2 protein-coding genes and 1 pseudogene are annotated in these 2173 nt (G+C 69.6%); 2 read left to right on the top strand and 1 reads right to left on the bottom strand.

Annotation, left to right across the window (positions count from 1 at the left end; all coding sequences use genetic code 11):
- Nucleotides 1-179: 179 nt before the first annotated feature.
- Nucleotides 180-893, bottom strand: a pseudogene (gene trpA, locus HC022_RS24760) (tryptophan synthase subunit alpha); the annotation flags it as partial.
- 57 nt (nucleotides 894-950) lie between these two features.
- On the opposite strand from trpA, the gene ppk2 reads away from it, so the two are divergent.
- Together ppk2 and HC022_RS24770 are read left to right on the top strand one after the other, a co-directional pair.
- Nucleotides 951-1874 carry a polyphosphate kinase 2 gene (ppk2, locus tag HC022_RS24765; RefSeq protein WP_167454164.1) on the top strand — a complete coding sequence of 308 codons (924 nt, stop codon included), beginning with the start codon at nucleotides 951-953 and terminating at the stop codon, nucleotides 1872-1874.
- A partial coding sequence (locus tag HC022_RS24770) for a TetR/AcrR family transcriptional regulator (protein ID WP_167454165.1) occupies nucleotides 1874-2173 on the top strand: 300 nt, incomplete at its 3' end. The genes ppk2 and HC022_RS24770, both read left to right, overlap by 1 nt.

Genomic DNA, 2173 nt, shown 5'->3' on the forward strand with positions numbered 1-2173 from the left:
TCCTGCGGAGACTCCCCCGGAGTTTATCTGGCAAGATGAAGCTCGGAAGAGGGTTCAGGGGCGCGGCCGGGAGGTCGCGCTCTTTTCGGTCTTGTGGGGGTACCGGGGTTCGGGAGGTGCGCCGAGGTTGGGCTGGACGGCGCGTTTGGGGCGCGCCGTCCGGAACGTCGCGCGGGCGGTCAGGCGCGGTGGGCGCCGTCGCTGAGGGATTTCACGAAGGCCAGCACTTCGGCGGCGGGTTTGCCCTCGGCCTGGGCGCCCACGATGGCCGAGCCCACGACGCAGCCGTCGGCGACGCCGGCGATGCTTTCGGCGGTCTCGGGGGTGCGGATGCCGAAGCCCACGATCACCGGCAGGTCGGTTGCGGCCTTGATCCGGGCGACCTCGGGGCCGACGTCGGTGGCCTCTGCCGCGGCGGCGCCGGTGATGCCGGTGATCGACACGTAGTAGACGAAGCCGCTGGTGTTCTGCAGCACCTTCGGCAGGCGCCGTTCATCGGTGGTGGGGGTGGCGAGGCGGATGAAGTTGAGCCCGGCGGCCTGCGCGGGGATGCAGAGCTCTTCGTCTTCCTCGGGGGGCAGGTCGACCACGATCAGCCCGTCGCTTCCGGCCGCGCGCGCGTCGGCGAGGCATGTGTCGGCGCCGCGGTTGTAGACCGGGCTGCAGTAACCCATCAGCACGATCGGCGTGGTGTCGTCGCCGGCGCGGAAGTCGCGCACGAACTGCAGTGTCCGCTCGAGCGTCATGCCGGCCTCGAGGGCGCGCTGGCCGGCAAGCTGGATCGTCGGGCCGTCGGCCATCGGGTCGGTGAACGGCAGGCCCAGCTCGATGATGTCGACGCCAGCGTCCGGCAGGCCCTTCACCACTTCCCCCCCGGCGTCGTAATCCGGGTCGCGGCCTTACAGGCTGGGCGGTAGGGGTTCGATGCGCCCCGGAAGGAAAGGCCCAGCATGACCGACACGCCGCCCCCCGACGGGCTTCCCGAGGACCTCCCGTCGCCCGGCACCGACCCGGCGCCGGACAGCGGGCCGGAGGCGCCGCGCCCCGGCGGGCAGGCCAGGCGCCGCGCCGCGCCGACCCCGGACGAGATCCGTTACGCCTTCGAGACCGGCGCCTATCCCTATGACAGCAAGCTCTCGCGCCGCAGCTACGAACGGCAGAAGGCGCAGCTGCAGGCGGAGCTGCTGAAGGCGCAGCTCTGGATTCAGGAGACCGGGCAGCGCTTCGTGCTGCTTTTCGAGGGCCGTGACGCCGCCGGCAAGGGCGGCACCATCAAGCGCTTCCGCGAAAACCTGAACCCGCGCGGCGCCCGCGTCGTGGCACTGTCCAAGCCCTCGGACATCGAAGCCACGCAATGGTACTTCCAGCGCTACATCGAGAACCTGCCCGCCGGCGGCGAGATCGTCTTCTATGACCGCAGCTGGTACAATCGCGGCGTCGTCGAGAAGGTCTTCGGCTTCTGCACCGAAAAAGAGCGCGAGCATTTCTTCGCACAGGTCCCCGACTTCGAGCGCATGCTGGTCAACGAAGGCATCCGGGTCTTCAAGTTCTGGCTCAACGTCAGCCGCGCCGAGCAGCTGCGGCGTTTCCTCGCCCGTGAAAGCGACCCGCTGAAGCAGTGGAAGCTCAGCTGGATCGACGTTGAGGGGCTGAAAAAATGGGACGAGTACAGCGTCGCCATCCAGGAGACGCTTTCGCGCACCCACAGTGCCCAGGCGCCCTGGACCGTGGTGCGCTCGGACGACAAGAAGCGCGCGCGCCTCGCCGCCGTGCGCCACGTGCTGAGCCACCTCGACTACCCCAGAAAGGACCAGGAGGTGGTCGGCGTGCCCGATCCGCGCATCACCGGCGGGCCCGAGATCTGGGACGCGTGATGCCCAAGCGCGGCTACCACCATGGCAATCTCCGGCAGGCGCTGGTCGATGCGGCGCTGGCGCTGATCGAGGCCAAGGGCCCCACGGGCTTCACCCTCTCCGAGGCGGCAAAGCAGGCGGGCGTCACCCCGGCGGCGGTCTACCGGCATTTCGCCGGGCGCGAGGATCTCATCGCCGAGGCCGCCCGGCAGGGCTACGAGATCTTCGCCGACGTGATGCAATACGCCTACGACAAGCACCAGCCTTCGGCGCTTGCCGCCTTGGAGGCCACCGGGCGCGCCTATCTCGCCTTCGCGCGC

This window comes from Salipiger sp. HF18 (assembly GCF_011806505.1).
GTDB lineage: Bacteria > Pseudomonadota > Alphaproteobacteria > Rhodobacterales > Rhodobacteraceae > Salipiger > Salipiger thiooxidans.

What these genes read in the sequence shown, in the direction of transcription:
- ppk2 (WP_167454164.1), top strand. Translation starts at nt 951, where the DNA reads ATGACCGACACGCCGCCCCCCGACGGGCTTCCCGAGGACCTCCCGTCG.